26 protein-coding genes are annotated in these 25,490 nt (G+C 48.0%); 17 read left to right on the plus strand and 9 right to left on the minus strand.

Going from position 1 to position 25,490, the window contains the following annotated elements; genetic code table 11:
- The first annotated feature begins 413 nt into the window (after positions 1 to 413).
- From JNN12_06070 to JNN12_06090, 5 genes are all read left to right on the plus strand, one after another.
- Positions 414 to 2,840 (plus strand): polysaccharide biosynthesis tyrosine autokinase, encoded by a 2,427-nt coding sequence (locus JNN12_06070; protein MBL7977888.1) that lies wholly within the window; start codon positions 414 to 416, stop codon positions 2,838 to 2,840.
- A 12-nt stretch (positions 2,841 to 2,852) separates the two neighbouring features.
- Entirely contained in the window at positions 2,853 to 3,356 is a 504-nt protein-coding gene (locus JNN12_06075) for an SLBB domain-containing protein (GenBank protein ID MBL7977889.1), read from the plus strand.
- Positions 3,357 to 3,452: 96 nt separating this feature from the next.
- Positions 3,453 to 3,659 (plus strand): 50S ribosomal protein L31, encoded by a 207-nt coding sequence (rpmE, locus tag JNN12_06080; protein MBL7977890.1) that lies wholly within the window; start codon positions 3,453 to 3,455, stop codon positions 3,657 to 3,659.
- A 77-nt stretch (positions 3,660 to 3,736) separates the two neighbouring features.
- Complete coding sequence (locus JNN12_06085) at positions 3,737 to 4,534, plus strand: purine-nucleoside phosphorylase (protein MBL7977891.1); 798 nt, start codon at positions 3,737 to 3,739, stop codon at positions 4,532 to 4,534.
- Between the two features lie 9 nt (positions 4,535 to 4,543).
- On the plus strand, positions 4,544 to 5,341 hold the full coding sequence (locus JNN12_06090; protein ID MBL7977892.1) for an inositol monophosphatase: 798 nt from the start codon (positions 4,544 to 4,546) through the stop codon (positions 5,339 to 5,341).
- A gap of 24 nt (positions 5,342 to 5,365) precedes the next feature.
- Here JNN12_06090 and recR read toward each other — a convergent pair whose 3' ends face one another.
- Entirely contained in the window at positions 5,366 to 6,025 is a 660-nt protein-coding gene (gene recR / locus JNN12_06095; protein MBL7977893.1) for a recombination protein RecR, read from the minus strand.
- A gap of 231 nt (positions 6,026 to 6,256) precedes the next feature.
- On the opposite strand from recR, the gene JNN12_06100 reads away from it, so the two are divergent.
- From JNN12_06100 to JNN12_06130, 7 genes are all read left to right on the plus strand, one after another.
- Positions 6,257 to 7,537 carry an FAD-dependent oxidoreductase gene (locus JNN12_06100; protein ID MBL7977894.1) on the plus strand — a complete coding sequence of 427 codons (1,281 nt, stop codon included), beginning with the start codon at positions 6,257 to 6,259 and terminating at the stop codon, positions 7,535 to 7,537.
- A gap of 12 nt (positions 7,538 to 7,549) precedes the next feature.
- Positions 7,550 to 8,248: a hypothetical protein gene (locus tag JNN12_06105; GenBank protein MBL7977895.1), complete on the plus strand. Its 699-nt coding sequence runs from the start codon at positions 7,550 to 7,552 to the stop codon at positions 8,246 to 8,248.
- Between the two features lie 21 nt (positions 8,249 to 8,269).
- Entirely contained in the window at positions 8,270 to 10,147 is a 1,878-nt protein-coding gene (recJ, locus tag JNN12_06110) for a single-stranded-DNA-specific exonuclease RecJ (GenBank protein MBL7977896.1), read from the plus strand.
- A 146-nt stretch (positions 10,148 to 10,293) separates the two neighbouring features.
- A complete protein-coding gene (locus JNN12_06115) occupies positions 10,294 to 10,923 on the plus strand; it encodes a TetR/AcrR family transcriptional regulator (GenBank protein MBL7977897.1) in 630 nt (209 codons plus the stop codon).
- A 64-nt stretch (positions 10,924 to 10,987) separates the two neighbouring features.
- On the plus strand, positions 10,988 to 11,896 hold the full coding sequence (locus JNN12_06120) for an SDR family oxidoreductase (protein ID MBL7977898.1): 909 nt from the start codon (positions 10,988 to 10,990) through the stop codon (positions 11,894 to 11,896).
- Positions 11,897 to 11,964: 68 nt separating this feature from the next.
- Entirely contained in the window at positions 11,965 to 12,942 is a 978-nt protein-coding gene (locus JNN12_06125; protein MBL7977899.1) for a hypothetical protein, read from the plus strand.
- Between the two features lie 4 nt (positions 12,943 to 12,946).
- Positions 12,947 to 13,525, plus strand: coding sequence for an NAD(P)H-dependent oxidoreductase (locus JNN12_06130; GenBank protein MBL7977900.1), 579 nt, complete (start codon positions 12,947 to 12,949; stop codon positions 13,523 to 13,525).
- Between the two features lie 75 nt (positions 13,526 to 13,600).
- On the opposite strand, the gene JNN12_06135 is transcribed toward JNN12_06130, so the two are convergent.
- From JNN12_06135 to JNN12_06155, 5 genes are all read right to left on the minus strand, one after another.
- Positions 13,601 to 14,776, minus strand: a complete 1,176-nt coding sequence (locus tag JNN12_06135) for a hypothetical protein (GenBank protein ID MBL7977901.1) — start codon at positions 14,774 to 14,776, stop codon at positions 13,601 to 13,603.
- A 145-nt stretch (positions 14,777 to 14,921) separates the two neighbouring features.
- A complete protein-coding gene (locus tag JNN12_06140) occupies positions 14,922 to 16,019 on the minus strand; it encodes an Mrp/NBP35 family ATP-binding protein (GenBank protein MBL7977902.1) in 1,098 nt (365 codons plus the stop codon).
- Between the two features lie 14 nt (positions 16,020 to 16,033).
- A complete protein-coding gene (gene ubiE / locus JNN12_06145; protein MBL7977903.1) occupies positions 16,034 to 16,750 on the minus strand; it encodes a bifunctional demethylmenaquinone methyltransferase/2-methoxy-6-polyprenyl-1,4-benzoquinol methylase UbiE in 717 nt (238 codons plus the stop codon).
- A gap of 17 nt (positions 16,751 to 16,767) precedes the next feature.
- On the minus strand, positions 16,768 to 17,277 hold the full coding sequence (locus tag JNN12_06150) for an acetyl-CoA carboxylase biotin carboxyl carrier protein subunit (GenBank protein MBL7977904.1): 510 nt from the start codon (positions 17,275 to 17,277) through the stop codon (positions 16,768 to 16,770).
- 106 nt (positions 17,278 to 17,383) lie between these two features.
- A complete protein-coding gene (locus tag JNN12_06155) occupies positions 17,384 to 17,848 on the minus strand; it encodes a tryptophan-rich sensory protein (GenBank protein ID MBL7977905.1) in 465 nt (154 codons plus the stop codon).
- A 133-nt stretch (positions 17,849 to 17,981) separates the two neighbouring features.
- Between JNN12_06155 and JNN12_06160 the strand changes: the two genes are divergently transcribed.
- Positions 17,982 to 19,127, plus strand: coding sequence for an SDR family NAD(P)-dependent oxidoreductase (locus tag JNN12_06160; GenBank protein MBL7977906.1), 1,146 nt, complete (start codon positions 17,982 to 17,984; stop codon positions 19,125 to 19,127).
- Between the two features lie 53 nt (positions 19,128 to 19,180).
- A complete protein-coding gene (locus JNN12_06165) occupies positions 19,181 to 19,372 on the plus strand; it encodes a hypothetical protein (GenBank protein ID MBL7977907.1) in 192 nt (63 codons plus the stop codon).
- Here JNN12_06165 and JNN12_06170 read toward each other — a convergent pair.
- The 3 genes from JNN12_06170 to JNN12_06180 all read right to left on the minus strand — a co-directional run bounded on the left by JNN12_06170 (position 19,369) and on the right by JNN12_06180 (position 22,084).
- Positions 19,369 to 20,790, minus strand: coding sequence for a hypothetical protein (locus JNN12_06170; GenBank protein ID MBL7977908.1), 1,422 nt, complete (start codon positions 20,788 to 20,790; stop codon positions 19,369 to 19,371). The genes JNN12_06165 and JNN12_06170 overlap by 4 nt on opposite strands.
- A gap of 3 nt (positions 20,791 to 20,793) precedes the next feature.
- Positions 20,794 to 21,777, minus strand: coding sequence for a pentapeptide repeat-containing protein (locus JNN12_06175; protein ID MBL7977909.1), 984 nt, complete (start codon positions 21,775 to 21,777; stop codon positions 20,794 to 20,796).
- A gap of 73 nt (positions 21,778 to 21,850) precedes the next feature.
- Complete coding sequence (locus JNN12_06180; protein MBL7977910.1) at positions 21,851 to 22,084, minus strand: hypothetical protein; 234 nt, start codon at positions 22,082 to 22,084, stop codon at positions 21,851 to 21,853.
- Positions 22,085 to 22,278: 194 nt separating this feature from the next.
- On the opposite strand from JNN12_06180, the gene JNN12_06185 reads away from it, so the two are divergent.
- The 3 genes from JNN12_06185 to JNN12_06195 are packed head-to-tail and all read left to right on the plus strand — an operon-like array spanning position 22,279 to position 25,477.
- Positions 22,279 to 23,382 carry an ATP-grasp domain-containing protein gene (locus JNN12_06185; GenBank protein MBL7977911.1) on the plus strand — a complete coding sequence of 368 codons (1,104 nt, stop codon included), beginning with the start codon at positions 22,279 to 22,281 and terminating at the stop codon, positions 23,380 to 23,382.
- A gap of 12 nt (positions 23,383 to 23,394) precedes the next feature.
- A complete protein-coding gene (locus tag JNN12_06190) occupies positions 23,395 to 24,510 on the plus strand; it encodes a hypothetical protein (protein MBL7977912.1) in 1,116 nt (371 codons plus the stop codon).
- A complete protein-coding gene (locus JNN12_06195) occupies positions 24,500 to 25,477 on the plus strand; it encodes a Rieske 2Fe-2S domain-containing protein (GenBank protein ID MBL7977913.1) in 978 nt (325 codons plus the stop codon). The genes JNN12_06190 and JNN12_06195 overlap by 11 nt, the downstream gene beginning before the upstream one ends.
- Positions 25,478 to 25,490 lie beyond the last annotated feature (13 nt).

A 25,490-nucleotide genomic window follows, 5' to 3' on the forward strand; every position in this document is an offset into this window, starting at 1 on the left:
TATAGCGAACCACCTGAGGGTATCTGGCTACATTGCACTAAGTTGATCAAAATAGTTTCCCAATGGGTTTTCTGGAAATCCTTCAAAGAATGTTTGTGAAAAAAAACCTCCCCCATTGCAACCATTGATCATAGTTCGCTATCATTAGGACTGTAATATCTTTATATTCATCCTTTACCCGAGTTGGAAAGGCATTTTATATTGTACATAACAACATCTTTGAGGCAGATCTTGCATAATGCCTCGTTGCGCTCTTCAAAGATTGTAAACCAAAACATACCCTGCCTGTATTTTTGCTACAAACACAAACGATCAGACAAAATCAATCTTTTACTTGGAAGCCCAAAACGGGCCAAGGTGTTGTTTTGTGATATTATTACTTGAATCATCATCTTCAGAACCAGAGATAAATCATGTCCAGCTTCTCTCGCGCCAATGAAATCGGCCTTAACAATGGTCGTGCCAATGAATACCAACCTCCAGCTATAGGTGTTCCTACAGAGAATACTCCGTCTGAGCAGGAAATCTCATTACGTGAAATTATTGAGATTTTGATGAAAGGCCGTTGGGTCATTCTGATCACGTTCTTAGCGGTTTTGGGTGTAGTAGCGGCCTATACTTTCATGATCAAGCCTGAATATGAAGCGGTGACAATGCTTAAAATTGATACCGAAAAGTCAGGCGGAGGCTCTGCTGACATGGCGCAGTTGATCGGATTTACCTCGGCAAACCGAAATATCAACAACGAAATTGAGATGCTGAAGTCTCGAAGCCTTTCGAGGCGTGTGGCCAGTAATATTCTTGAGAACCGCTCTGGAAAAGGTAACCTAAGCCCATTACTGGAACCGGATGAAAATGGACGGGTCACGGAACGTGCAGTCGCAGCGAGAATCAAGAGAGGCATTGTTGTGAAGCAAGTTAACCCCGACGTTGACCTGATTGAAATCAAGTTCACAAGCAATTCCCCACAAGAAGCACAGTTTGTAGCGGATACCTTTGTTCGGACTTTTCAGGACTGGCGCTTAGAATCTACCCGCGAGAGTGTCTCGATGGCGCGGCAGTTTCTTGAAAAACAATATGAGCAGCTTAATGAAACGTTGAAAGGAAGTGAGCAAGAACTCGAAACATTTCTGGAAAACAAGAATGTTGTTCAGTTGGATGAGGAGGCCCGCCAATTGGTACAACAAGCCAATGAAATCAAGTTAGAGTCCGACAAAGCAAGTGTAGATTTTGAAGTGGCCCGCGCACAACTTAATGGATTACAGCGTCAGTTAGAGCCCAATAAAGCGGGTTTACGTAACCGAGTGTCTTCTACTGCAGATCAGGAAATTGCTCTGCTTAAGACCCGAATTGCCACACTACAAACCCAGCGTGAAGAGCGTCTGGCCGAATTATACCGCGACCCGGAATGGCGGACGAAAGCGAATCAAGATGCCAAAGTACAAGAGATGAATGCACAACTGAACCAACTTATTCGTCGCTTAGACAATGTCTCGGATCAGTTCATGCAAGAGAGTGCCGCCACAGTGATTGGCCCTGGTTCGGCCCAAGATCCTACGGGTATCAAAGAAGCCTTGGGCTATGAAAACCAACTCCGCCGACAAATCATTGAAAAAGAAATTGAAGTAAGTGGACTTGCTGCCCGTAAAAATGTTTTGGGTAGTCGTCTTGGAGAATATCAGTCTCGCCTCAGCACCATGCCAGGAACCTCCATCCAGTTGTCACAACTCCAACGCGACCGCGAAGGGAAAACCAAATTGTATGAGTATGTTACGAATAAGTTACAGGAAGCTCGTGCAGCGGAAACGGCAACGGTAGGCGGAATCCAAATTGTAGATACCGCCGAGGTGCCCACCATGCCTGTTCGTCCTGACCGACTGCTGAATCTTTTAATCGGCGCTATTCTTGGATTGGCGCTGGGTATAGGTATTGTTTTTGTTCGGAATGCACTGGATGACGTTATCCGTAAACCGGAAGAACTGCGTAAGCGGGGTCACAGTGTACTGGGTATTATCCCCTCGATGGAGCGCATTATCCGTACTGATTTTGCTGGAAAAGAAAAAATTGTTTTTGACAACAAAAACATCAGTACCTCATTGCTGACCTTACTGAACCCACTTTCTCCCATTGCAGAATCGTACCGACGATTCCGGACAAACGTAGAGTACAGTAAATTGGATACGCCCATCCAAACCCTGATGGTGACCAGCCCGGCTCCTGGAGATGGAAAAACAGTGACTGCCCTAAACCTTGCCATTGCTTTGGCGCAATCGGGACGCCGCACGATTTATATTGATGCAGATTTGCGGCGCCCTACCGGACATAAGATGATCGAAGTCCCTAAAGATCCTGGCTTGGTTGAGGTACTGTTTGAAGTTCATCCCTTCCGGCCAGAGGATTTTTATACGGGTATTGAGGACTTGTATCTATTGCCAGCGGGTAGCATGGTACCCAACCCTGCCGAACTCCTTGCGTCCAAAAAAATGCGGGATTTTGTTTTACAACTCAGAAACGAATTCGACGTTATCATTTTCGATACCCCACCTGTTTTAGCCGTATCAGACGCAAGTCTCCTCATAAGCCAGGCAGACGCCGCCATCTTGGTTCTCTCTGCTGGCGAAACCACTTGGCAAGGATTGGAGCGAAGTATGGAAAATATGATGTCGAATACAGGTGCTCGGCTGACGGGTGTGGTACTTAACCGCTTTGATCCCAAAGCGGCGTATGGCTACTATTCCTATTACAATAGCTACGACAGCTATTACAGCAATTATTACGGATACGGTGGATATGGCGAAGCCAAAGCTAATCCAGAAAATACTTCCGCAAAAAAACTTTAATCCACTATGTTCATGATCCATAAGTTTTCTCTTTTAATCTTGGTTTGTATGTTGGGTGGGGCAAGCATTACTTATGCACAACCGCGGATTACTCCACCATTATCCAATACACAGTCCTCCTCTTATGTTTTTTTGGCCACGCCTAACTCCATCACCATTCGCACCAGCATAACAGGTGAAGTACGCCATCCAGGTCTTTACGAAATTGAAAAAGGATGGCGTTTGGACGAATTATTGGCTGCGGCAGGCGGCCCCGTTCTGAGCCAACGAAGACTGCAAGATACCCGAAGCACGAGAATTCGGATATCTCGGGAAACCGAAAACGGCCGTATTGTTATCTATGATGAGTTGTATGACAATATGCTTCTTTCCCCCGAAGATTATCCAGTTATTCAACAAGGCGACTGGGTGAGTGTGGAGAGTGTAGTCAATGAAGGATTTAGCAAACGAGACCTCTTAAGCGTTGTTGGATTGGGTATCTCTGCGGTGAACCTAATTGTAACCTTGCTGAAGTAGCACATGAATCGCTCGCCTTCTTCTTTTGAGTTTCAAAACTATTCATCGTGATATTTCATAAATTTAATGTCTTGAACAAAATTAAAGCGTAAAGCAATGAAAGACAAAATTCATCCTAAATACGAAATCATTACGGTTCATCTAGCCGATGGAACAGAGTTTCAGACGCGCTCTACGATGAAAGGCCCGGTTTATCGTTCGGATGTGGACGCAACCAATCACCCGTTTTTTACCGGGAAGCAAATGTTTGTGGATACCGCAGGCCGGGTTGAGAAATTTATGCGTCGTTACGGAAAAAAATAAAGTTCCGTATTTACGATTTACATACGGTCTGCCTTTATATTAGGGTAGGCCGTTTTTTAGTTTTAATCTTTCCGATCATGCAAGATGCTATTCAATATATCCGTACCCGTGTAAACCGCTTCCCAAAACTTGCCCTTATCTTGGGGTCAGGGTTGGGTTCGCTGGCGGAAAGTGCCCTCAACACCATCGTATTGCCGACCGTAGATATACCGGGCTACCCGCGATCTACAGTTGAAGGCCATTCAGGCAAACTTATTTTTGGCGAGTTGGAAGGAACAGAAGTGGTCTTTTTGCAAGGGCGTGTTCATTTTTATGAAGGCCATAGTATCCGGAACGTTACCTTTCCGATTCGTTTGCTACATGCGTTAGGCATTACCCACTTGGTGGTGACGAATGCAGCGGGTGGGATCAACGACACCTTCAAGGCGGGCACCATCATGTTTATTCACGACCACATCAATATGACGGGACAAAACCCATTGATTGGTCCAAACGAGGACGGTGGGCCACGTTTTCCGGATATGTCGGATCCATATGATACAGACTGGCTAAGTAAAGCAGAACACACTGCGTTAAAACGGGGTATTGCTACCCGGAAAGGCGTTTATGTGGGTGTACTAGGTCCTAGTTATGAAACAAAAGCGGAAATCAAGTTTTTCAGAGCCATCGGCGCTGATGCAGTTGGCATGAGTACCGTCCCCGAAGTGATTCAAGCGGCTTATTTTGGCATGAAGGTTATGGGCATTTCCACCATCACCAACATGGCGAGTGGGATGCAAGGCCCCTTAAATCATCAGGAAGTGATGGATATGGGCATAGCCATGCGTTCAGACTTAGAATTACTGGTCAAAGGAATTATTCAAGAAACCTTATAATCAATTCCTATGGCATTTGAGCACGAACGTGATATCGCGGTAGAGGCTGCCCTTCAGGCTGGAAACCTGATACGCATGCACGCGGGCAGGCTTTCAAGCGAGCAGATCCGAGAGAAAAGTCTCCATAATTTACTTACGGTGGTGGACGATGAGGCCCAACGTCTCATCATGAGCGTTCTGATGGACGCTTTCCCTGCTTATGGTTTTTTGGCAGAGGAACAAACCGAGCATCACAATAAACCTGGTAATGCCCGTTGGATCATTGACCCCATAGACGGTACCACCAATTTTGCCCACGGTGTCCCGCCTTATGCCGTAAGCATTGCGCTACAAGTTGAAAAAGAAGTGGTTGTGGGGGTTATTTTGGATGTTTCTCGGGAAGAACTGTTCACAGCCATCCGAGGGGGTGGTTTTTATGTGAATGGCGTACGAAAAGAAGTAAGTTCATATGCAACCCTTCAACAATCTCTCCTGACCACTGGTTTTCCCTTTCGCGAATGGGCGCATATAGATGCCTATCTGGCAGTACTCCGACATTTTATGGGTACAGCACAAGCCGTCCGACGTACCGGCGCCTCGGTGATAGACCTGGCGTATTTGGCTGCGGGGAGATTCGATGGGGTATTCAAGATGGGGTACGAAATCTGGGATGTAGCTGCAGGAGGTCTAATGATTCAGGAAGCAGGCGGGACGGTTACGGATTTTCTTGGTGGTGATACTTGGCTCACGGGAAGTCGTTTGGTCGCCTCGAACGGCTTAATTCATCAGCAACTCTTAGACGGCGTAGTTGCATTACAAGAAATTTAAGCGTGAAGATCCTCGACGTCCGTTTCACAACCGAACCCGCCCTTCGAGTGCACGACTTAGGGTAGATTCGTCTGCGTATTCCAAGGCACTTCCTGTTGGTAAGCCGCGTGCGATTTGGGTGACCCGAACACCGAAAGGTTGTAGCAATTGCGCAATATAAAAAGCGGTCGTATCGCCCTCTACCGTTGGGTTCATCGCCAAGATTACTTCCTCGACCTGTGCATGGGTTTTGTTCTGATAGCTTTCTTGCGTTTCCATCACCTGTGCAGAAGAGGGCTTACCCATCGCAATCCGAGCGACTAGTTCACGAATTTTGAGATCGTTCGGGCCAACCCCATCCAACGGAGAAATCACTCCCCCCAAGACATGATATACCCCTTTGTACTCATGGGTACGCTCTAAAGCCAGTACATCATTGGGTTCTTCTACCACGCAAATAGTCGAGTGATCCCGTTTAAGAGACGTGCAAACAGGACAAGGGTCCATATCCGCAATATTGCAACAAATCGAACATGTAACCACTTGGTCCTTCACCGCAACCAAAGCCTCCGCCAGTGCATATACTTCTTCTTTTGGCATTTTCAAGATGTATGATGCCAACCGATGGGCTGTCTTTCGTCCGATAGTTGGTAGTTTCGTAAAATGCTCTACCAATCTTTCGACGTTCTGCGAGGTCAAGTGCATAACAATGGGGATTCATTTCTTCGGCAAACTACGACGCCAGCCTGACAACTGTTTGTCATATGGCGTGAAAAATAGGATAGGTTGCCCCCCAATAAAGCCCTTGAGAATCTTATCCATACCGGAACCATGTCAAATGAGGGGGCGTACTTTTAATAATTATCATCCCAAGCCGAGTTATTTGTGACAAACAAGCCATATTTACATACACCAACGCCAAAGGAACATTTTTACATGACACAGAAGCCAGACATTTTGATTATTGGAGCCGGACTTTCCGGTCTTATTTGTGCCAAAATTCTTCAGGAGAAGGGGGTCCCTTATCTGTTGGTTGAAAAATCCGATGGCATCGGCGGACGAATCCGAACCGACGAAGTGAATGGATTTCGGTTAGACCGTGGGTTCCAAGTCCTCTTAACGGCATATCCACAGGTAAAGAAACATCTAAATCTAAACGACTTAGACCTACGCCTGTTTTATAGTGGCGCTTGGGTACATGCGGGGCGTGCGTTTCAAAAAGTGGGCGACCCTAAGCGTCATCGCGAAGACCTTTTACCCACAATGATGGCCTCTATTGGCAGGTTTTCGGATAAATTGCGTGTTTTAAAGATGCGCAAGTCTCTTCTTTCCGAAAAACCAGACGATATTTTTGAAAAACCTAACATGCCCACAATCGAAGCCCTCCGTCAACGCTGGCACTTTTCGGAGAGCATGATCGAGATGTTTTTTCGCCCTTTTTTAGGAGGCATTTTATTAGACCACAGTCTCCGTAGTTCGGCGAGAATGGCCGAGTTTGTTCTTCGGATGTTTGCAGAAGGCTCGGCTGCCGTACCTGCGAAAGGGATGCAAGCCATTCCGGAACAACTCGCTTCTGCCCTTCCAGCCAACAAATTGCGGCTCAATACGGCGGTAACTTCAATTTCCGGAAAGATAGTCACCTTAAACACGGGCGAAGTGCTTCATCCCCGATGGATCGTCGTGGCAACGGATGGAGCGGGTGCCGGACAGTTATTAAAAATTCCGAAATCTGCCAAGTATAGAGGGGTAATAACCCTGTATTTTGCCGCAGACCGAGACCCTGTGGGGAAACCCGTTTTGGTTTTGGAAGGAGAGCCCAAAGGGCCTGTCAATCATTTGGTATCCATGAGTGCGGTCTCTAAAGACTATGCGCCTGAAGGAAAAGTTCTTCTTTCCGTCACCGTATTAGATCATCAAAACGAAAAACCGGAGCTATTGGAAGCAGCGGTTTTAAAGCAGTTGCGTCTTTGGTTTAAACAAGATTTATCTGACTGGACCTTATTAAAAATCTATCACATTCCAGCTGCTTTGCCAGATCAACGGACAGAATTACCCTTCTCAAAAACGGGATTTAAAGAAGTATCGCCCGATGTATTCATGTGTGGCGATCATCAGGAAACAGGTTCTATAGAGGGAGCCCTTACTTCGGGAGTACGCACTGCAGAAGCCTTGATTGAACGATGGGAACAGAGTACCATACAACGTCCTGCACCCTAAGCCCAGACGACATTGGATCTTTTACGCAGCCTGATTGCACGACAACCCCGATGTTTTCTGCAACCACGTTCTTTTTTTGTGGCGTGGTGTGGTGTCCCTATGCTCACATATCAAGGATTTCCCAATCCAATTCTTGCGTTAAAAGCCGAACTTGAGCAACAAATTCCACAGTTACTCCCCGAAAATCCTGGTAGCAAATGGCCGGGAACAACACTTGGTGCCCTACGCCCAGGATATCAGCTCACCTTAGAACAGCTTAAAACCCTCAGAAAGATTTGCACCAAGTTTGAAGCACTCATTGAGCGGGAAAAAGTGTTATTCGCCCTTACCGAATTACAATATGTGTTATTCAAATGCAGAAGTCTTGAAGAACGCATCCTAACAGCCCCATTACCCCTCCGTAAAGGAAAATTTGATACATCACCTTTTACCCACAAACATCTAAACTGGATTAACCACATCCATAGCCAATTCGATGAGGCGCGTCTGGAAGACTATTTACCCGCTGTCCGGCAATGGGGACATCGGGCAGATCATTACCGAGATACATTTGTTGAAGCCACCCTTATCTGGGATTTACCAGAAGAGCAACCGGGTTTTATCAAAGCGTTTATGAACGAGGTGGAAGACGCATTACCGGGCTATTATGTCTGGTTTTCACCAAATGGCCTTCATGTCACCATTCGCGCATTGGGGGTTCGCACCACCTGAGGTCACCAACACGGCACCCAGATGCGTCCATGCACCTCTGCAGGATTTATACTTGCCTTTGGCCTTGTATCCCCCTATCTTATTTGGCTACTACGATTCCATAAAGCAACGTTAAACCATGTTTTGGCACGATATATCGGAGTGCGTCCCATGACCCCTTCCAAGCACTGGACGGTTCCCGCTGTTCACCCACAGACCGTTTCCTTTGCCAAAGCGCTCTGCCTTCCCCCATTGGTCGGGCATCTTCTGTTGCATCGTGGCTTTGGTGCGTTTCCAGAAGCACAGGCTTTTCTCCATCCGAAGATGTCGGACCTCCACGATCCTGCTCACATGCACGATATGACACGTGCAGCCGATCGTATTGTCCATGCGTTGAAAAACTACGAACGCATCGCCATCTATGGCGACTACGATGTGGATGGCGTGACAGCCTCAGCAATTCTGTGGCACATGTTCCGCACCCTTCAGCCAACATTAAAGGTCATTCGTTATATTCCGCACCGTCTGGAAGAAGGCTATGGGCTAAACAAAGAAGCCTTACAAAAACTGGTGGCCCGCGATGTTGGACTTATTATTACGGTGGATTGTGGAATCACGGCAGTTGAAGAAGTTGCCTCGGTGGCAAATACTAACTGCGACCTCATCATAACCGATCACCACGAACAGGCATCCAGCCTCCCGAAAGCCTATGCCCTGGTTCATCCAAGACTAGCCGAAAATGGGAAAAAGCCCTATCCTTTTGGCGAACTATGTGGTGCAGGAGTGGCATGGAAATTGGCTTGGCAAGTAGCCCGAAGATGGTGCGCGTCAGATAAATTACCGGCTAAAATTCGACAAATGCTTCTTGACTTGCTGCCATTGGCCGCAATAGGGACCGTAGCGGATATTGTGCCTCTCCTTGATGAAAACCGAACGATTGTACGTTATGGCTTAGCACACATCAATAAAACCCCCTTCGAGGGCCTCAATGCCTTAATTGAGGCTTCTGGCTTGCTGAAGAGGTCCATCGAAGCAACCCAAATCGGATTTGTACTGGGGCCACGCCTCAATGCTTGTGGGCGACTGGGGCATGCAAAAGAAGCCTTAGAACTGCTGACAACGGCTACCGGAGAACGGGCCGTCGCTTTGAGCGAACACCTGAACGAGGTCAATCAATCCCGCCAAATCAAACAAGAAGAAATGGCACGACAGGCGGGAGATCAGATTCTGCAAGCAGGTTATCAAAACCCTGATACCCGCATCATCATCCTGCAAAGCCCAGAATGGCACGCCGGAATTTTAGGGATCACAGCCAGCAGGATTGTCGAACGATTTCATAAGCCTACAATTTTATTGCAGCAACGGGAAGACGGATTTTCTACTGGCTCTGCACGCTCTATCGAAAATTTTGACCTCCATAGCGCACTTACACGACATGCCCATTTCTTCGAACGCTTTGGAGGACATGCAATGGCAGCTGGTCTCACGTTGCAGGCTACGCGCTTCGAAGCATTTAAAGATGCAATGATGGCGTTTTCCATCGAACACCTCGCCGAAGAAGACTTGGTTCCCCACCTACATTTGGATGCAGAGGTTCAATTGGCTACCATGAACCTGGCCACCCGTGCCGCATTGCAGGCCTTGGCCCCTTTTGGCCGTATGAATGAAGAACCACGCTTTCTGCTGCGTAAGGTCACCCTAAAAGGCCCGCCACGTATCATGAAAGAGCGCCACCTTTCGTTTGTGGTACGGCAGAATGGCACCGAAACCCGTTGCGTGGCCTGGAACAAAGCCGATGTTTGGGCGCACCTAACGGATGGTACCCTGCTAGACCTGGCATGTACCTTAGATGAAAACCATTTTCAAGGCCAGAAATCGCCGCAACTCACAGTTTTGGATATTCGGCTCTCCACTCCATGAGGCATGAAAAGCCTTTTCCCTGCCTTGAACAGGATATTTTACCTGCTACATAAATTTATGGCCTTGCGGTCTTGACAACACACCATAAGGATCATTATGTTAGTAACACTGTTACAATAATAATACCCCGACATTTTAATTTCCAGATGACCATAACGAGGGCAGAACGTATTCGGGAAGCAAGCCGCCAACGCCGCCAACAACGTCGTGAGAACATGCACCACATGATCCACGAAGAAGCCACACGCCAGCTTTCGGAACGAGGGTACGAAGGGTTTTCGTTAAGGGAAGTGGCGGAAGGCATTGGATATGCCCCAACCACCATCTATCGGTATTTTAGAGACAAAGACGATCTCATTTTTTCGCTGTTCGAGGCCGCATTCCAGTCCTTCAGCACGGCGTTAGAATTGGCACGACAAAAGCACGCGCATCCCGCCGAACAACTCGAAGCCATCGGACGGGGCTATGTACAGTTTGCTTTAGACCACCCTGTGCAGTATCGTTTGCTCTTCATGGAACGCGGCGACCTGCTTTCACGCCTATATGAACGTTTAAAAATTGCTGGAAATGCCTATGTGGGGCCTATGATTGTAGAAGAAGTCGTGATTTCTGGTCAAAGCCAAGGCATTTTTCCACCCGAAGTCAACCCGCAGCATGTTGCTTCCTTTTTGTGGGCACAAGTTCACGGCATTGCCTCTCTGGGGATTTCCTGCCCAGATATGTTCCCAATGACCGCCATAGAGGCCTCTTTGTGTTCGCTTTCAAAAACGTTTTAGAACACATTTATTTTTTTTCCAAACATGAAACAGTGTTACTTTTAATCATACAACTCACAAAAAGATGAAACAAAAAACTGTACTCATCACAGGAGCGACGGCTGGCATTGGCCAAGAGGCCGCCAAACAATTGGCAACAATGGGGGCTAACGTCGTTATTGCTGGTCGGAATACCCAAAAATGCCAATCAGTGGCCGAAAAACTAAAGAGGGAAACCGAAAATGACCAAATTCATTACCTCGTGGCAGATTTGTCTCATCAAGCCGGTGTAGAACAACTTGGCATAGATTTTAAAGCAAGATTTAATCGTTTGGATGTCTTGCTGAACAATGCAGGTGCTTTCTATATGAATCGGATTGAGAATCAGGACCAGATAGAGATGACCGTAGCACTCAACCATTTGGGTTATTTTGTGTTGACTCATTCACTTCTGGATGTACTAAAAGCCACTCCAAACGCACGGATTATCAATGTCGCATCCGATGCCCATTCTGGAGCGAGGTTAAATCCGGATGATTTTGAAATGAAAAGTAGCTTCAGCGGCTGGACACAATATAGCAACTCCAAGCTGATGAACATCCTGTTTACCTATGAACTGGCCAAGCGGCTCAAAGGAACCAATGTGACGGCCAACTGCTTGCATCCGGGATTTGTGGCTTCCGACTTTGGCGACAACAACGGGAAAGGAAAAGGTATTTTCGGCGACGCCATTAATGTTGTCTGGCGGCTCATTAAAAAAATGGCTGCTGTTTCCGTTGAAAAAGGCGCCGAAAATCAGGTCTATCTGGCCTCAAGTCCCGATGTGGAGGGCGTATCTGGCCAGTACTTTGTTAAAAAAAGGCCATCCCCTCTTCTAATGCCTCATACGACACCGCCCTGTCGGATGCCCTGTGGGCTTGGTCCGAAGTTAAAACCGGAATTTCGGTGGCCCAATAACAGATTCTGCGCCTTTTTGCCCATTTGGTTGATCTGAATGGGTAAAAAAAGAATTAAGAAAGAACAGTGTTACTTTAATTATATTCACTCTTACAAATAACATAAATGATTAATAATTGGATATCTAAAAACAGAACCATTAGCCCAATCCTGACCTATTACAGTTTGGCGATGATTCTCCTAATTCCTGTTTTGTCATTCGCTTGGGCAACAGATGACCGCTTGGTAATGGGCATAAGTGCATGGATCAAACCCCTTAAATTCACCCTTTCCGGCCTGTTATATGCGTTAACACTATTGTCTTTACCACGATATTTAAACCCAGTGCCACGTCGGACCCGGTTGGTTTTGGATATTTCGGGGGCGATGCTCGCAATAGAAATGGTGCTCATTTACTTTCAGGCATTCCGGGCACGGCCTTCGCATTTTAACGCTGAAACCTTGGAAGACATGCTGATTTTTAATGTTATGGCGTTTGGCATTTCGGTTTTCTGGGCAATGAACCTCGTGCTGATGATTTGGTTTTTACGTCAAAAAGCGGGAGAGGACTTGCTTAAACGGGGAGTGATATGGGGATTTCTCAGTGCTTTGCTGGGCATGTTGGTCGGATTTTTGATGTCCACTCCAAGCGAAATGCAGTTGGCTGCCTTACAATCCGGCAAACAATTGGCCTTAATGGGATCCCATACCGTAGGCGCACCCGATGGTGGCGCCGGAATCCCGTTTTTAAACTGGAGTCTGGAATTTGGAGATTTACGAGTGGCACATTTCATAGGCATTCACGCCATCCAAGTTTTGCCCCTTTTCACCATTTGGATGGCTGAAAGAGGCAATATGCCCCATCTGGAGGCGATGCGTAAAGTTAATCTGGCAGGTATTGGGTATCTTACGCTGTTTTTCCTCTCCGTTTGGCAGGCGCTGAAACAAGAATCCATCACACAACCCTCCACCGAAACATTCTGGGTACTCGGATTATGGTTCGTTGGTATCATATTTACTTGGTGGTACATCGGACAAAAAACCCCTCGTTTCCACATGCAAAACGATAAAAACCGCACCCATACCTTTATTCAACAGCCCTAATGCCATGAAAAAGATTCTAATCATCCAAGGCAACCCACAACCCTCCAGTTTTTCTGACGCGATCGCGGCGGCTTATCGTAAAGGAGCTGAAAAAAGTGGCGCGACGGTACAACAAATTACCCTACATACCCTCCACTTCGAATTAAATCTTGAAATGGGGTATTCCAGCCCTAAGGTTTTGGAACCCGACCTTGTCGCTGCCCAAGCTGCGATCCAATGGGCAGAACATGTGGTTTGGATCTATCCCATCTGGTGGGGATTTATGCCTGCCCTGCTGAAAGGATTCATAGACCGGGTGATGTTGCCAGGTTTTGCATTTAATTATAGGAAAGACCATCCAATGTGGGACAAGCACCTTAAAGGGAAAACCGCTCGGATCATTACGACGATGGACACCCCGGGCTGGTATGACTGGCTGATGTATCGGGGGGCCGGACAAACCATCATGAAACGTGCCATTTTGGGTTTTTGTGGCTTTAGTCCGGTCTATACCACTTCTATTTCGCCCATGCGCCATTCAACAGTGGCCTTTAAGGAAAAGTGGTTGAAAAAAATTGAACATACAGGATTATTACTTCGATAACTGTATCAGATGTGAGGAGTGATTCAAAGGATTGACTCCCACATCTGATGTTTTTTTCTGTATGTGGATTTTTATTTAGTTCAGGTTTGGGTTTCGGATACGTTCCACAGCGCTTACTGGAAGATATTTCCACTGGCCAGACGAGGGCGGCCACAGGTTCTTACGGCGCTGGTCTAACAACCGCAGGCCGGTTCCAAACAATGTTCGATCCCGTTCATCGAGCACATCTTGGGCCGAAAGTTGGGTAAGCGGCGACAAATCGTAAATAGAACGAACGCTATTGACCCGCGCCCGCGCACTTTGTACATTCTCTGGCAACTCCAATTCTGCCAGCATCAACTCATTTTCTTGCCAAGATGCAAAAACCATGGGCGTGGTCCGGTTGGTATATTTGGATACCCTGAATACGGTTTTGCCAAGGGTCCGAACTTCCTCTACGGGAATTCGGGCCGCTTCTGCGGGGATTAATTTGACGATGCCCGCCAAACGCATGGGTAACATAACAATGGCTCGGTTGGTGAACCAAGGATTGGGAGAACTTTCAGAAAAAAGTACCCGAAACGGTACATCACCCGGCTTTAGCCCATTTTGCGCCGCCATGAGCGCCTTTAAAGGTTCATCGGCGAGGAGATATACCCGGGCACGCAATGTCTGCAACAAACGGCTATCGGTGGCAGAAGGCACAAAAGGTTGTGCAGCCTCGAAAGACGCCAAAGCCTCCGAGAAAAGTATGTCTGCCGTCACCAATTTACCCGACTCGACAGGGACGCCTGCTCCGCCTTCATTCATACCGAAATATGTCGCCAAGAAATAACGACTTATCCCCTTGTATAAATGTGCATAATACATCGCCCTATTACGAAGCGCTGGATCCTTAAAGGGGCCAATTTTTTCTACCCTCGCCCGTAGTGCATCCGATAAATACCGAAGTTGGTGAACCAAATGAAATGCTTCGCTGGAATAGGCATTGGCGGGGGAAATGCTCCGCTGTTCCAATTCCATAACATCCCGAAGCGAAATAGCAGCCCCTTCGTCTGGCTCTACAGCGTCCGAAACCATATCGGTCCACAAAGAAAGCGCACCAAAAGATTCGGCAAAGGTATTGTGTAATGCTGCTACCTGAGCAGGAACATGAATTTCGGTGGACAGCGCCTCCTCCGACAAAACACCGGCGGGGTATGGTACATCTTGCACCCAAGAATCGCAAGCAGCCAAAAGAACCAAAAAAATGGGAACAAAAAAACGTCTCATAGGAATGGGGTTTACCTACAAGACGCTACACACAAATCGTGCCAAAACTTAAAAAAGTACCCAAAGAAGCCAAAAGAGGCGTTTCACATGGATGAAAAAACATTAAAGCCATAAAAAAACATCCTGCTCGACGCACACGTTTTCTTTATGGCTCTATTTCAAAAACGGGGGATTCGGTTCCATTTTCTGCGTTCAGCACAGCGATGACCCGCGCCGTTTCTTCTGCGGCATACCGAAAGGCAGCGGCGGACAAACTGCCCGGATGGCGAATAACCACCGGAGCACCATCATCACCCGATTCACGCACAATCTGTTCAATGGGGATTTCGCCCAAGAGCGGTACTTGCATTTTTGCCGCGAGCCGTTTTGCGCCCCCTTCTCCGAATAAATAATACTTCCGGTCAGGGAGATCAGGCGGTGTGAAGTACGCCATATTTTCCACAAATCCCAAAACGGGAACATTAACTTTGTGGAACATTGCCACGCCGCGCCGCGCATCGGCCAGTGCCACTTCTTGTGGGGTAGAGACAATCACAGCACCCGTAATGGGAACCGTTTGTACGAGCGTCAATTGGATGTCTCCGGTTCCGGGCGGTAAATCCAGCAGCAAATAATCCAACGCCCCCCATTCTGCATCTCGGATAAATTGCTGAACAGCCGACGTTACCATTGGGCCACGCCAAATCGCCGCTTGGTCTGGATCTACTAAAAAGCCCATCGAAAGCAACTTCACACCGTATTGTTCGATCGGTATAATTTTTCGATCAGCATTTACACGAGGACGCGCATCTGTTGCACCAAACATTGTAGGGACAGAGGGGCCGTAAATATCGGTATCTAACAAGCCTACCCTTGCACCAGTCTGCGCCAAGGCAACGGCCAAATTAGCCGCTACCGTACTCTTCCCAACCCCTCCTTTCCCCGATGCCACAGCCACAATATTGCGGACTTCAGGGAGTACTCCCGTCTCCATCATACGATTCCCACGCGAGACGTCTGCGGTCATAGTGATTTCTACCACCACCTCTTCTCCGAAGTAACGATAAAGCGCCTGTCGGCAATCCCGCTCGATCAACTCCTTCAGCGGACAAGCGGGGGTGGTCAATTCTACCGAAAACGAGACGTTATAACCAGAGACCTGAACATCTTTAATCATGTTTAGGCTCACCAGATCACGGTGAAGGTCGGGTTCGATGACCGTAGAAAGGGCTTTTAAAACGGATTCGGTTGTAATGACAGGCATGGACAGTTAAGCGTTTATTTAATAGCGGTATAAATGGTGGCAATTCCGAAGGTTTGTGGCTCGGCAGTAACGGTATGGTATCCGGCTTTAGTCAATTCCACCATAAAATCTTTGCCATCCGGAAAAGCCATTGCGGACTCATTGAGGTATTGGTATGGGCCAGAGACGCCCGAAACCGTGCTGCCCACTCGCGGTAATACCTGCCTAAAGTAGAACGAATACAATTGCTTAATTGGAAAGTGGCTTGGCTTGCTAAATTCCAAAACCACCAACTTCCCACCGGGCCGTAAAACACGCCGCATTTCGGCAAGACCCGCATACAGGTTCTCGAAATTACGCACACCAAAGGCAACCGTAACAGCATCGAACCGATTGTCTTCAAACGGCAGGTTTTCCGAATCGCCCCGTTGCAAGGTAATTTTGTCAGACAAATCCAATGTGGCAATTTTTTTTCGTCCCACCTCCAACATGCCTTCCGCGATATCCACCCCTATAATATGTTCAGGTTGCAACCGCATCGAGGCAAGTGCCAGATCGGCGGTTCCGGTCGCCACATCCAAGATTTTCTGGGGTTTATCTGCGCTGAGCAAAGCAACCACCCGCTTTCTCCACCCTTGGTCTATCCCCAAACTGAGTACACGATTCAGGAGATCGTATCGTGGTGCAATGGTATCGAACATCTGTTCGACAGCCTGTTTTTTACCTTCAATTTGTCCTACGGGAGGGCGCATATGGTTTTGTTTCGGTTTTAGTCTTTCTCAAAAGAAATCAGCACGGCATTTTTTCCGACAGCATCTCCAGGCTTCACTTGCACCGCTTTGATCCGTGCGTCCGCCGGAGCTTTAATTTCGTTTTCCATCTTCATGGCTTCGAGGACCAGCAAACGATCTCCGGCCTTAACCATTTGTCCGGCTTCTACATACACCCGTAATACCAAGCCTGGCATGGGCGCTTTCAGATTGGCTGCAACGGCGTCTTTTCCATGTTTAACACCAAATTTTTCCAACAACAACTCTTTCTCGTCTTTCACCTGTACAACGCTAGAACGCCCTTGAATGGTAATTTTCATTTGCCCGCCATCCATTGGCTGCACAAAAACGGGTAAACTTTGGTTACGGATCAACAAGCTGTACAATCCATTTCCGATGGGTTCTAAGGAACACTTGACAGGTTCTCCATTGACAGATAAAAGTCCTTCATCGCTCACGATTTCGAAGGAGCGGTTGTTGATAGTGGCCTGATACTTTGACATGATCATCCTGTTTTGGTCATAATTGGATTTCGAGGCAGGGATTTTAAATTTACAATGTCGGTCATGTGGATTGTGTGGATTTACAAGCAAGCATTTATGGAGGTTCCACCGCCTATCGGTTTAGCTGAACAAGGGTATAATTGAGTAGCGTTGCAAAACTGATCCAAATCCAATAAGGCACAAGAAGTCCGCCTGCCCAAGCGTCAATCCGCCAAAACAGCCATATATTTACCCCAATCAACACCCAGAGTACAAAGATTTCGTATAAAGCCCACTGCATTTCGTGTAAACCAAAAAACAACCAACTCCAAGCGGCATTTAGCAACCACTGCAACACATAAACCCCAAAAGCAAGCGGTGCACCCACAAATCCCCCCTTCCGCCACGCCAACCAGCCAGAAACCCCAATCAATACATAAAGGGGTGTCCATACCAAGCCAAACAAATAACCCGGTGGTTGCCAGTCTGGTTTTTTTAATGCCTCATACCATTCCGATTGTGGGGAAAATTGGCCTCCAATGACGGCTGCACCAAAAGAGAAGGCAATAAAAAGAAGCAATGGGATAAGTGAATTCATAAGGCGTGATGGTTATATGGATTGTCTGAGATTGGGTGTATGATCATAAAATAGGACGAATATAAGCCACACACTTCACACAAGCTACCATGTTTATTCGTGGCACACTTTTCAACTATGTGCGTTTAATGAAATGGCTTTTATTGACCGGATGCTAAAACATGGGAAAACGACCATGCGTAACAACCTGACCTTTTTTATCTTGGGTGGATATGGGGGAGCGGGTTTCCCCATTGCGCGGCTATTGTTGCAAGAAACCCCACACCAAGTCGTCATTGCCGGACGAAGCCTAAAACGTGCCCAAGAAGCCGCCAATCAATTAAACAATACCTTTTCTGGAGAGCGTGCCTTGGCGAAGAGGGCGGATGCCACAGACGAGGCGAGTCTCCGAGAAGCCGTACAATCAGCAAACGTTATGGTTTCTTGTACCTCGGCCACCGAACATGCCCTTACGGTTGCCCGTGTTGCCTTAGAAAATGGCATGGATTATTTGGATGTGCATTATCCCCACTCGGTTTGGAAAGATTTACAAACGTTGGAGCTGAAGATTTTAGAGAAAAAGCGCCTCTTTATTACACAAGCTGGTTTTCATCCGGGATTGCCTGCGGCCTTTATTCGGGCCTTAGCGCCAGACTTTGACGAATGTGACCGTGCGACGGTGGGGATGTTGATGAAAATCCGTGATGTGGGTACGGTGTCCTCGGCTGGCGAATTGGTGGATGGCATCGGGGACTATAGGGCTTGGGTTTATCGGAATGGGGGCTGGAAAAAAGCTACGTGGCAAGACCGCGTGAAGATAGACTTTGGGCCGGAATATGGGGTACAGACCTGTATGCCGCTATGGTTCGAGGAAATGCGTAGTCTTCCCGAAGCCTTTGGGCTTAAAGAGACCGGGACCTATGTGGCTGGTTTTAATGGATTTGTGGATAATGTCCTATCACCGCTCATCATGGGGCTGTACAAAATCCGCAAGGGTTTGGGACGAAAGTTGTTGAGCAAATTGTTGATCTGGGGGAGCAATACCTTTACATCGCCCCCTTTAGGCGTTTGGTTTACCACCGAAATTAGCGGTCGCCGTAACGGACAACCACATTCTAACCGTATTTTGGCCTTTCATCCTGATGCCTACGAGATGACCGCCATCCCCGCCGTTGCGTGTTTATTACAATATGCTTCGGGGGTCTTACACCAAACGGGCCTACACCTCATGGGACATGCCGTGAATCCCCAAACCCTCCTCCAAGACATGACACGAATGGGTGTAAAAATAACAAATTAACTAAAATATTTATGAGAAAAATTTTTCAATACTTAGATTAAAAATTGACACTTATGATGTGCCTCACGCTGGGGTTGGCTCCGTTTTTCCCCGAACCGCATCTCTGGGGCAAACTCCGCTGGATTGCAGGCGGTGCGATTGGCATGACCTCCATGGACTGGTTTGATGTCGTTTTTCATGGCTTCCCCTTTGTGCTTTTGGTGCTTTCGCTGGTCTTCCGCGATAAAACGCCCAAAACGGTTTAGCGCTTCAGTTTTTGGCGGATAGCCGTCCCCAATAAAATGGCCAAAAGCGGGGCTAAAAGCACATGCAAGCCCGACCAAAATGAACCCCAAAATCCAAGCGGCACATAAAACTTTTCTTGAAAGGGCAAAATAAACTTGGCGCTATGGTTCAGGGCATGACCATAAGCATTCCAATAGCCGAGGCCACCAATTTCCCCTAACTGGCCATTCGCCTGATATTCCTGCGTAATGGGATGCCAAACGAGGATTTCTTTGCAGTTTTCTTTTTTGCAGGCGGGATCGGGGGCATATTCTTGACAGCCTCCCCAATTTATGGCGACATGCTGGGTAACGGGGATAAAATCTTTGTCTTTCACCTGTAAGCCCGTGGATAAATAAATAGAAGGCATCAACAAGGTGAGTAAAACCAAAAGGAGCAAGATGTAGCCCCAACGCTCACCATATCCCGATAGCTTTTTATACAACCAAAGCACACCATAATCCCACCTAATGCGGTCTTGTGTTTTTTTACGGATTTTCAAGTGTGCTAAGCGTAGTTCTTTTTCGGAATAATGAAACTCTCCCGCCGTCGCAAAATCTCTGCGGTCTTCATAGTTCTGTTTAAGTTGGCGGTAGAGTTCTTCCACATCGGCATAATCTTTTTCAGTATATTTTCTTTTAAATTGACGGGTAGCTTCTTCATTCGCTGCTATTTCGGCAACGGTTGCATATTTCCAAAAGGGGATATGTTTTTGTATGGTTTTGCGATGTGCGAGAAAGTCATCTTGTAAACTATAACGCCCATCTTCTTTTCCCCAAACACAACTCTGGAAAAGCGCCGTGCGCCAGTCGGTATCGCGGAGGATGGCTTGGGCAAAGTTTACCGAGACAAAGCGCGGCACCGTACCCCAGTTTACACCCACAAACGAAAGCGCCACGTCTTGAATATGCCGAAACTCCACGCGGTCATGCACTTCATTGCCAAAGGTTGCCCGATCAAAAATGAGCTTAGCCACTGGGAAGGGGCGCGCCTGTGGCAAGGTCATGAGGGTTTTTAAGGTCTGCAAGCGGCGAACATAGCCTTGTAACAAGGTAAGCCCGTGTCGTATGGAAGAAGGTGTATGATAAATGTCTCCAAACGTTTGCTTACAAGCTTTCTCAAATGCTTGAACCTTGTCCGCAAAGGAATTAAGGTCTGGGCTTGTTTCACCTTTAATCTTTTCGAAATCTTTCTGAAGACCTTGGTAGTGCGCCAGAAATGCCTCTGGGATTCCCACGGCTCTGCCTGTTTTTTCGTCAAGGTCTGGTAAGGTAATGCTTTCTAAGCGCTGAATGCTGCTTTGGAGGTTTCGGATTTGCGCCGCCAAGGCCCTATGATAGGAAGGCTGCCCAAAGGTTTTTAGGACTCCTGCTAAGGATACTTCTGGCGTAGTATCCAAGTGCTAAGGATTAGGAGCCTCAAACACAGCCCGTTCAGAAAAGGTGGCGTTCTGGAAGGAGACACCGTTTTGCAGAAAACATTGCTCAAAGCTAAACGCACCTGCAAAGGTAGAGTCCCCAAAACTAACGTCGCCTAAAAACAAGGTTTGTTTACAATGGAAAATTGGTTGTGGGTTTTCTAAAGCGCGAAGGTGTAAACCAAGTTGCCGTACCAAGCCTCTATAAGCACGTTTTTGCTCTTCTCCTTCTAGGCCAGAACCTTGGTTTTGTAAAGCCGCGATACGTTTTTCCAAGCGCTGTTTAGCGCTGTTAAGGGCAGTGGGTGCGTTCAGGAAACCAAAATAGGCATCACCCGAAAACGTCGCTGCACCAAAAGCGGCATCACCCGAAAACGTCGCTGCACCAAAATTGGCATTACCCGAAAACGTCGCTGCATAAAAAGCGGCATCACCCGAAAACGTCGCTGCACCAAAATTGGCATCACCCGAAAACGTCGCTGTACCAAAAGCGGCATTACCCGAAAACGTCGCTGCATAAAAATTGGCATTACCCGAAAACGTCGCTGCACCAAAAGCGGCATTACCCGAAAACGTCGCTTTTGAAAGATGTAGCTTAAAATCAAAGGTTCTCTTTTGCCACTCAATTTCGTCGTCAAACCTCCACCTCCATTTTTCAAGCCCCGTTTGCTGCTCCATCTCCGTAATCTCGGCCCCCATTAAAAAGCCATCTAAAAAGAGAAACTCCGTTCCATTTTTCAGTTTGAGCCCAGTTGCAAAGACAATATCCGTCGGGAAGTGAATAGAAGCCCATTTACCAGCATCGGGGCCGGTTTGCAGGGCAGCAAAGGCTTCTCGGAAGGCGGCGTGGTAGGCGGCTTCGTCGCGGTAATGCGCAATATAGGTTTCGGGAGCAAGGTAGAGCGCCTTGTAGAAATCGTGGTTTTTGCGGTCTTCAAGGGCTTCGGGCAGGCGGGGTGCGTTAGGCATAGAGCAGCAGGCGAAAAGAAGAAAACATCCATGAATTTAGCACCATAATCCATCTTTTTCCAAGAAAAACCTTTTAAACCGTAATAGGACGCATTCGGGAATCGCCTTGCGCCACGCCGAAAGGTGGTAGGCAACCCATTGGCGTTCGTAGAACCCGACGGCGTTTTGCAGGCCAAACCCATTGGCGTTCGCAGAACCCGGTGGCGTTTTTGCGGGCCAAACCCATTGGTGTTCGCAGAACCCGATGGCGTTTTTGTGCGCCCGCCGAAAGGTGGTAGGCAAACCCGATGGCGTTTTTGTGGGCCACGCCGAAAGGTTAGGTAGGCAACCCGATGGCGTTTACTTCGATAGAACGCTTTCGGGAGTCGCTTTGCGCCACGCCGAAAGGTTAGGTAGGCAACCCGATGGCGTTCGCAGAACCCGATGGCGTTCGCAGAACCCGATGGCGTTTTTACGGGCGCATTGGCGTAGATTGCGGTATCCTCAACCTCGTTTTGCCTTATGTCTTTTCCCGAAACCATCCTCATCACTGGCGCACGCGCCCCCATTGCCTTAGAATTGGCGCGGAGTTTCCATCGGCAGGGGCATCGGGTGGTGATGGCGGATTCCTGCCATTGGACGATTGCGCGATGGTCGAATGCGGTGGCGCGTTACGTGGTGCTGCCTTCGCCACGTTACCAAACGGTACGCTTCACACAAGCCTTGCGCGACCTCATCCGCGAGGAACACGTTACCCATTTGATTCCCACCTGCGAAGAAGCCTTCTATGTGTCCGCTGCCCAAGCCGATTTCCCCTGCAAGGTCTGGACTGCTGATTTTGCGCTGCTGCAAGCGCTGCACGATAAAGGACGCTTTTTCACCGACTACCAGCACCTGCTTCCCATTCCCGAAACCCAGTCCTTAAGCAACTTTACAGCATGGGCGCAGAGTGCCGACTACGTTTTTAAGCCCATCTATTCCCGTTTCGCCACGGCCACCATACTCGGCAAAACCTTAGCCGCCGACCATTTCCCCGAATCCGAAAAACCGCATTGGATTGCCCAAAAACGCATTGATGGCAAGGAAATTTGCATTTACAGCATTTGGGATGCGGGACAACTCAAGGCTTATGCCGCCTATCATCCGCGGTATCGGGCAGGGAAAGGCTCTGGCATTTACTTTGAACCCATCGCCCATTCCGCCAGCTTTGAACGGGTGGCTGCCTTTGGAAAGCAGTTGAATTATACGGGCCAGCTTTGTTTTGATGTAATCTTGGATGCCGATAACCAGCCTTATTTTATTGAATGCAATCCACGCGGAACCAGTGGCGCACACTTATTACACCAAGCCTTAGCGCCTGCGTTTTTGGCGGAAGGATTTTACCAACAAGCCCCCGAAAAACCCTTTGCCATCCAATATGCCATGGCAGTTTTGCATCCATTTCGCTTTTTTTCGCGGCAGGTACAGGCCGCGCAAGACGTAATTTTTAGCCCAAAGGATCCGCTTCCGTTCTTTCTGCAAGCGCTGAGCCTGCTCGAAATTTCCTATCTTAAGTTTAGCCAAAACAGCACTTGGCTGGAAGCCACCACCGGCGATATTGAGTACAATGGCGAGGCTTTAACCTAAATCAAAAGCGTCATGGCGAAGTGGGTGAACTGGGACGAAATGCCTGAAGGTGTGGTGAAAGCCTATACCCGCCTGTTTTTGACCGCGCCTGCTGCCCATTGGATTCACAACGCCAAAACCCAAATGCGGGTCTTGCAGGTAAGGGATGGGCTTTACTTCCCCGTCACCATCAACCAAACCGAGTGGGACAGCACGTTTACATGCTCCCCTTATACGGCGTATGTCCTGTATGCCCAAGACGAAATCAGGCGAAATCTAAAAAATCCCCTGCTGCAAGTGGGCTTATTGGGCCTGCTGAAAGGCGTTAGTTGGATTTTGAAGCGGGGTAAAATTAACCAAAACGTACATGTGAACAATTTTTTGCTTTCCACCAATCCCTATCCTGCTTGGTCGGGGGAGGAACTGGCGGCCATCACAATATTTTTGCTCCGCGAATTTCCCCAGCACGCCCTGATTTTTCGCTCGCTCAATGAAGGGCAACACGCCGATTTGTTGCACGCTTTTCAGGAAAACGGCTATCATTTGGTGGGCAGCCGACAGGTGTATTTATACGAAATGGCGCGGGAAGCTTGGCTTAAACACAACAATAACAAGCACGACCTGCGCCTGATGCGCAAGCAAAACCTGCGTTATTTGCCTCATGAAGCGATGGGCGCATACCTCGAAGAAGCCCTTGTGCTGTACCAAAAACTATATCTCGAAAAATACTCGCGGCATAATCCCCAGTTTAGCTTAGCCTTTTTTCAGGCCTGCCACCGCGACGAAACGATGGTCTTTCAAGGCTTTGCTGATGCCGAAAATCGGCTAAGGGCCTTTTCTGGGCTGTTTGTGATCGAAAATACCATTACCTCGCCCTTGGTGGGCTACGATACCGATGCGCCTCAAAAAGAAGGGTTGTATATCCATGCCATTCAGTTGGTTTTTGACTACCTGTTTAAGACGGGCAAAGTGCTTAACCTGAGCTCAGGCGCGGCCCATTTTAAACGGCTACGTGGCGGAAAACCTGCCATCGAATACTCGGCGGTGTATATGGCGCATTTGCCTTGGTTTCGGCGCTTGGTGTATGGCTTATTGCTCAAAATCTCCAACCAGATTGGCATTCCGCTGATGAAAAAATATGAACTCTAACGCTTTTTGCCAGCCGCTTGCGTTTAGCCACGAAGTGAGGACAGGGCAGTTTACGAAGGTTTGGCAGGAGAATCGGCCGCTATTTTTAACCCGACTTGAAGGGCGTGTGGTGGGCTATGAAGATTTTTGCCCACATCGGGGCGCGCCCCTTTCGCAGGGCAAAGTTTGGGGAGGACGAGAGGTGGAATGCCCGTATCATGGATGGCGATTTAACTTGGAAACGGGCGAAAACACCTTTGTTCCCGTCAAAAATGCTTGCCGTCCTTGCACCCTCAAACCCATTCCGCTCCTCGAAGCCTATGACTTGGTTTGGCATCAAGCGGATAAAACGGCGGTGCTTCCAGCTTTATCGGGTCAAAAGCCGCTGCTCTTTAAAACGGGAAGCATTCAAGCAAGGCTTGTCAATGTCGCTGAAAACTTTTTAGAAGGCAGTCATACCCATTTTGTACATGAAGGCTACATCCGGTCTGCACAACCCAAACGGCAAGCCATGGCCGCCACGTTTCGCCCTCAGCCCAATGGCTTCACCGTACATTATCAACCCGAACCACCCAAAGGCTTGCTGACGAAGGTTTTGCCCCGAAAATTCCGCACCTTACGCCCCATCGCAAGCTATGTGCATCCGCACGTGACGGTTTTATCCTACTTGGATACATCGGGGCATTGTTTGGCACGGTTTGAAGGCATTCTTAAAACCGAGCAGACCGCCACCCGATTTTTTGCCCGCATTTTTTTGGATTTGGGCGGACTTACGCCCTGGGTTTCCGGATTGGCTTCCTATTTCTTTGGCAAAATCATTCGGCAAGACCAGCACATCCTCGAAATTCAAGACCAAAACCTCAAATGGTTTCCGCAAGCCACCTTTGTCTCCGATGATACGGATGCCGTTGGGCAACAGCTTTTTGCATGGATGCATAACCCCGCGCAAATCAAAACTGAACCTTTTACGTTTGAGGTGCTTTGGTGACGGAGGTTGCGTT

This window comes from Bacteroidetes Order II. bacterium (genome assembly GCA_016788705.1).
Lineage (GTDB): Bacteria > Bacteroidota > Rhodothermia > Rhodothermales > UBA2364 > UBA2364.

What these genes read in the sequence shown, in the direction of transcription:
- JNN12_06070 (MBL7977888.1), top strand. Translation starts at nt 414, where the DNA reads ATGTCCAGCTTCTCTCGCGCCAATGAAATCGGCCTTAACAATGGTCGT.
- JNN12_06075 (MBL7977889.1), top strand. Translation starts at nt 2,853, where the DNA reads ATGATCCATAAGTTTTCTCTTTTAATCTTGGTTTGTATGTTGGGTGGG.
- rpmE (MBL7977890.1), top strand. Translation starts at nt 3,453, where the DNA reads ATGAAAGACAAAATTCATCCTAAATACGAAATCATTACGGTTCATCTA.
- JNN12_06085 (MBL7977891.1), top strand. Translation starts at nt 3,737, where the DNA reads ATGCAAGATGCTATTCAATATATCCGTACCCGTGTAAACCGCTTCCCA.
- JNN12_06090 (MBL7977892.1), top strand. Translation starts at nt 4,544, where the DNA reads ATGGCATTTGAGCACGAACGTGATATCGCGGTAGAGGCTGCCCTTCAG.
- recR (MBL7977893.1), bottom strand. Translation starts at nt 6,025, where the DNA reads ATGCACTTGACCTCGCAGAACGTCGAAAGATTGGTAGAGCATTTTACG.
- JNN12_06100 (MBL7977894.1), top strand. Translation starts at nt 6,257, where the DNA reads ATGACACAGAAGCCAGACATTTTGATTATTGGAGCCGGACTTTCCGGT.
- recJ (MBL7977896.1), top strand. Translation starts at nt 8,270, where the DNA reads ATGCGTCCATGCACCTCTGCAGGATTTATACTTGCCTTTGGCCTTGTA.
- JNN12_06115 (MBL7977897.1), top strand. Translation starts at nt 10,294, where the DNA reads ATGACCATAACGAGGGCAGAACGTATTCGGGAAGCAAGCCGCCAACGC.
- JNN12_06120 (MBL7977898.1), top strand. Translation starts at nt 10,988, where the DNA reads ATGAAACAAAAAACTGTACTCATCACAGGAGCGACGGCTGGCATTGGC.
- JNN12_06125 (MBL7977899.1), top strand. Translation starts at nt 11,965, where the DNA reads ATGATTAATAATTGGATATCTAAAAACAGAACCATTAGCCCAATCCTG.
- JNN12_06130 (MBL7977900.1), top strand. Translation starts at nt 12,947, where the DNA reads ATGAAAAAGATTCTAATCATCCAAGGCAACCCACAACCCTCCAGTTTT.
- JNN12_06135 (MBL7977901.1), bottom strand. Translation starts at nt 14,776, where the DNA reads ATGAGACGTTTTTTTGTTCCCATTTTTTTGGTTCTTTTGGCTGCTTGC.
- JNN12_06140 (MBL7977902.1), bottom strand. Translation starts at nt 16,019, where the DNA reads ATGCCTGTCATTACAACCGAATCCGTTTTAAAAGCCCTTTCTACGGTC.
- ubiE (MBL7977903.1), bottom strand. Translation starts at nt 16,750, where the DNA reads ATGCGCCCTCCCGTAGGACAAATTGAAGGTAAAAAACAGGCTGTCGAA.
- JNN12_06150 (MBL7977904.1), bottom strand. Translation starts at nt 17,277, where the DNA reads ATGATCATGTCAAAGTATCAGGCCACTATCAACAACCGCTCCTTCGAA.
- JNN12_06155 (MBL7977905.1), bottom strand. Translation starts at nt 17,848, where the DNA reads ATGAATTCACTTATCCCATTGCTTCTTTTTATTGCCTTCTCTTTTGGT.
- JNN12_06160 (MBL7977906.1), top strand. Translation starts at nt 17,982, where the DNA reads ATGGCTTTTATTGACCGGATGCTAAAACATGGGAAAACGACCATGCGT.
- JNN12_06165 (MBL7977907.1), top strand. Translation starts at nt 19,181, where the DNA reads ATGATGTGCCTCACGCTGGGGTTGGCTCCGTTTTTCCCCGAACCGCAT.
- JNN12_06175 (MBL7977909.1), bottom strand. Translation starts at nt 21,777, where the DNA reads ATGCCTAACGCACCCCGCCTGCCCGAAGCCCTTGAAGACCGCAAAAAC.
- JNN12_06185 (MBL7977911.1), top strand. Translation starts at nt 22,279, where the DNA reads ATGTCTTTTCCCGAAACCATCCTCATCACTGGCGCACGCGCCCCCATT.
- JNN12_06190 (MBL7977912.1), top strand. Translation starts at nt 23,395, where the DNA reads ATGGCGAAGTGGGTGAACTGGGACGAAATGCCTGAAGGTGTGGTGAAA.
- JNN12_06195 (MBL7977913.1), top strand. Translation starts at nt 24,500, where the DNA reads ATGAACTCTAACGCTTTTTGCCAGCCGCTTGCGTTTAGCCACGAAGTG.